Here is a 4,120-nt window from a genome sequence, read left to right as displayed (position 1 = left end):
GGCCGCCGGTGTCGAAGCGGCGCTCGGCGTCGAACGCCGCGTAGGCGCCGGCGAGGGCGAGGCCCGAGGCGGGGACGGGCCCGAGGCCGCGCCAGTCGCGGGCGGCGACGGTGAAGACCTCGGCGACCGCGTCCCGGGCGGCCGTGTTGCCGTCGCGCGAGACCGCGCGGGCGTACTGGTTCTCCACTTCGAACCGTCCCTCTTCGAGCTGGCGGACGGCCATGACGATGCCTTCGAGGAGGTCGAGCGGCTCGAAGCCGGTGACGACGATGGGGGTCCGGTACGCGGCGGCCAGCGGCTCGTACTCGCGCCAGCCCATGACGGCGCACACGTGCCCGGCGGCGAGGAACCCCTGCACCAGGTGGTCGCCGTCCGCGAGGATCGCGGCCATCGCGGGCGGGACGAGGACGTGGGAGACGAGCATCGAGAAGTTGTCCAGGCCGAGGCGGGCGGCGGTGAGCACGGCCATGGCGGCGGCGGGCGCGGTGGTCTCGAATCCGACCGCGAAGAACACGACCTGCCGGTGCGGCTCCTCGCGGGCGATGCGGACGGCGTCCATCGGCGAGTAGACGGCCCGCACGTCGCCGCCGGCTGCCTTGACGTGCAGCAGATCGGTCGAGGACCCGGGGACGCGGAGCATGTCGCCGAAGCTGGTGAAGACCACGCCGGGGAGCGCCGCGAGGCGCAGCGCCAGGTCGATGGTCGCCAGCGGGGTGACGCAGACGGGGCAGCCGGGCCCGTGGACCATCCGCATCCCGGCCGGGAGCAGCTCGTCGATGCCCTGGCGGACCAGGGTGCGGGTCTGGCCGCCGCAGACCTCCATGAGCGCCCACGGCCGGGTCGCCAGGGCGCGGAGCTCGGCGAGGAGCGCCCGGGCGAGGACGGGGTCGCGGTACTCGTCGAGGTACTTCACGGCCGGCCTCCCAGTTCGGCCTCCAGGACGCCCGGCAGCGCCCGGAGGGCGGCGAGGGAGCGGGCGGCCTCGTCGGGGCGGATGCGGGCGATCGCGAAGCCGACGTGGACGATCACGAAGTCGCCGACCGCGGCCTCGGGGGTGTAGGCGAGGCAGACCTCGCGGCGGACGCCGCCGAAGTCGACCGTCCCCATCGGGGGGACCGAGTCGCCGATCGAGCGGATCCGTCCGGGGACGCCCAGGCACATCAGGAGGCTCCTCTCCGGGCGAGGCGCGCGGCCAGGACCACGGCCTGCCCGTAGGCGATGCCGCCGTCGCCGGGCGGCACGCGCTCGCCCAGCCGGGGTTCGAACCCGTCGCTCCGCAGGGCGCCGAGCAGGTCCTCGGCGAAGCGGCGGTTGGCGAACACGCCGCCGCCCAGGCAGACCCGGCGGGTGCCGGCGCGGTAGGCGCTGATGCGCACCAGTTCCGCGGTGGCCTCGGCGACCGCGGCGTGGAAGCGGGCGGCGACCGTGCCGATCGGCTCGGCGCGGGACGCGGCCAGGAGCGCCTGGAGCGTCACCGCGGGGTCGAGGACCCACAGGCCGTCCCGCTCGGTGATCCGCCACGGCAGGGGCCGGCCCCAGTGGTCGGCGGCCGCGGATTCGAGGCGCATCGCGGCCTCGCCTTCGAACGTGATGTCGTCGCACAGGCCCAGGAGGCTCGCGGCGGCGTCGAACAGCCTTCCTGCGCTTGAGATCCGCGGCGAGTTCACGCCGTGCTCGACCATGCGGCGCACGAGCGCGACCTCCCAGGGGTCGAAGCGCCGCAGGAAGGTCCGCGCGAGCCCGGGGTCGACCGCGCCCAGGCCCGGCTCGGGGCCGAGCAGGTAGCCCATCGCCATGCGGGCCGGGCGCGTGACGGCGCGCTCGCCGCCCGGCATCGCCGCCAGGCCGAAGCGGGCCGTGCGCCTGAAGGAGGTGTAGTCGGCGACCATGACCTCGCCGCCCCACAGGCCGCCGTCCTCGCCGTAGCCGAGGCCGTCGTAGGCGACGCCGACGAACGGGGCCTCCACGTCGTGCTCGGCCGCGCAGGCGACGACGTGGGCGTGGTGGTGCTGCACGCCTTCGGCGTCGACGCCTTCGCGCGACCGGAGGTACTGCGTGGACAGGTAGCCGGGGTGGAGGTCGTGCGCGACGGCCGCGGGCGCGACGCCGTAGAGCCGGCCCAGGTTCGCGGCCGATTCGGCGAATGCCGCGAACCCCGCCGCGTTCTCCAGGTCCCCGGTGTGCGGGCCGAGGACGGCCTGGCGCCCCACGGCCACGGCGCAGGCGTGCTTGCGCTGCGCCCCGCCCGCGAGCAGCGCTACGGCCGTCGGCTCCGGGAGCGGAAGCGGAGCCGGGGCGTAGCCGCGGGCGCGGCGCAGCAGTCGGGGCCTGCCGTCGACGACCTGGGCGACCGAGTCGTCGTAGCGGGCGGCGATGGGCCGGTCGTGGGCGAGGATCCCGTCCAGGCGGCGGCCGAACGCGGCGGCGGCCTCCGCGTCGCGGGTGATCGTGGGCTCGCCCGGCCGGTTCGCGCTGGTGACGACCAGGGGCCGGTCGAGGGCGCTCAGCAGCAGGTGGTGCAGGGGGCTGTTGGGCAGGAGCAGGCCGATCCGGTGGGAGCCGGGCGCGACGAGGTCCGGGAGGGTGCGCCGCGACCGGGCCAGGACGATCGGGCGGCCCGGCTCCAGCAGGAGCCGCTGCTCGGCGGCGCCGAGGTCGGCGGCGGCGAGCGCCTCGCCGAGGTCGGCGACCATGACCGCGAGCGCTTTGGCGGGGCGGCTCTTGAGCAGTCGGACGCGCGAGAGGGCGACCTCGTCGGCGGCGTCGCACACCAGCTGGTAGCCGCCGATGCCCTTGAGCGCGATGACGCCTCCGGCCGCGACGGCGCGGACCGCGTCGGCGAGGGCGCTGCCGCCGGAGGAGGCCCCGCCGTTCCAGCTCAGGCGGGGCCCGCAGCGCGGGCAGGCGATCGGCTCGGCGTGGAACCGGCGGTCGGCGGGGTCCTCGTACTCGGCGCGGCACTCCTCGCACATCGTGAAGGCCCGCATGGTGGTCCGCTCCCGGTCGTAGGGGAGGCCCTCGATGACGCTGGCCCTGGGCCCGCACGAGGCGCAGTTGAGGAACGGGTAGCGGTAGCGGCGGTCGCCGGGGTCGAACAGTTCGAGGAGGCAGTCGTCGCAGGTCGCCAGGTCGGGCGGGATGCCGGCCGCGCGCGGGTCGGCGGCGGTGCTGGCGGCGATCGTGAAGCCGCGCAGGGGCGCCTCCCCGAGCGGGGAGGTCTGGATCTCGCGGACGAGCGCCCCGGGGGGCGCCTCGTCGGGGAGGCGGGCCAGGAAGTCCCGCAGCGCCGCCTCGGCGCCGAACGCCTCGATGACGACGTCGCCGCCGGCGTTGCGGACGGTCCCGGTGAGGCCGCAGTCGCGGGCGAGCCGGAACACGTACGGGCGGAAGCCCACACCCTGCACGATGCCGTGCAGTTCGATGCGTCGCGCCGCCGGAGCGGCGGGTCCGGAAGTTCGCATGGGACTCCTTTCGCCGTCACTTCGAGCATCGTCCTCGAACCGGCGCCGCGCTTGGGCCTTCACTCCCTTCCGGACGGGACCTTCGGTCCCGTCCGCGCGCCCGGGCCCCGGCCTACGTTGGGGGTCAGGGGGAAGGAAGGGAGGCCGCCATGTCGCCTTCGGCAGTGGTCATCGGGGTCGGCAACATCTACCGTCAGGACGACGGGGCGGGGCCGGCCGCGGTCGACCTGCTCCGGGAGTCGGTGAGCCCGCCGGGGGTGACGTTCGCCGTCTGCGACGGCGAGCCCTCGCGGCTCATCGAGCTGTGGTCGAGGTCGGAGCTGGCGATCGTGATCGACGCGCTGTCGGTCCGCTCGCCGCGGCCCGGGGCGATCCACCGGCTCGACATCGAGGCCGTGGAGGCCTCCGCCGAACCGCCGTCCACTTCGCACGGACTCGGCCTGGGGACCGCGGTCCGGCTGGCGCGCGAGCTCGACCGGATGCCCGAGCGGCTCATCGTGTACGCGATCGAGATCGAAGAGTACGGGTTCGGCCCGCGCATGTCCGGACCCGTCCAGCGGGCCGTCGAGCACGTGGCCGAGCACGTCTGGGCCGACCTCGCCGAGCTCGCCGCCGAGCGGATCGCGGCCTGAACCCGCGGCGCGGGGCCGGCCCTCCGG

The 4,120-nt window shown here is 75.8% G+C and carries 4 protein-coding genes; 1 reads left to right on the top strand and 3 read right to left on the bottom strand.

The features are described from left to right. From hypD to hypF, 3 genes are all read right to left on the bottom strand, one after another. The coding region (hypD, locus tag DI269_RS13555) for a hydrogenase formation protein HypD (protein WP_112136703.1) at window positions 1–913 on the bottom strand (913 nt) is incomplete at its 3' end. After that, entirely contained in the window at window positions 910–1,161 is a 252-nt protein-coding gene (locus tag DI269_RS13550) for a HypC/HybG/HupF family hydrogenase formation chaperone (protein ID WP_112136701.1), read from the bottom strand. The genes DI269_RS13550 and hypD, both read right to left, overlap by 4 nt. Then, a complete protein-coding gene (hypF, locus tag DI269_RS13545; RefSeq protein ID WP_112136699.1) occupies window positions 1,161–3,461 on the bottom strand; it encodes a carbamoyltransferase HypF in 2,301 nt (766 codons plus the stop codon). Before hypF ends, DI269_RS13550 begins: the two co-directional genes overlap by 1 nt. Window positions 3,462–3,610: 149 nt before the next feature. On the opposite strand from hypF, the gene DI269_RS13540 reads away from it, so the two are divergent. Further along, complete coding sequence (locus tag DI269_RS13540; RefSeq protein ID WP_112136697.1) at window positions 3,611–4,093, top strand: hydrogenase maturation protease; 483 nt, start codon at window positions 3,611–3,613, stop codon at window positions 4,091–4,093. The last annotated feature ends 27 nt before the right edge of the window (window positions 4,094–4,120 follow it).

This window comes from Glycomyces dulcitolivorans (assembly GCF_003265355.1).
GTDB lineage: Bacteria > Actinomycetota > Actinomycetes > Mycobacteriales > Micromonosporaceae > Glycomyces > Glycomyces dulcitolivorans.
Note: the sequence above shows the minus strand (reverse complement) of the source record. Positions and strands in the feature narration are given on the sequence as shown.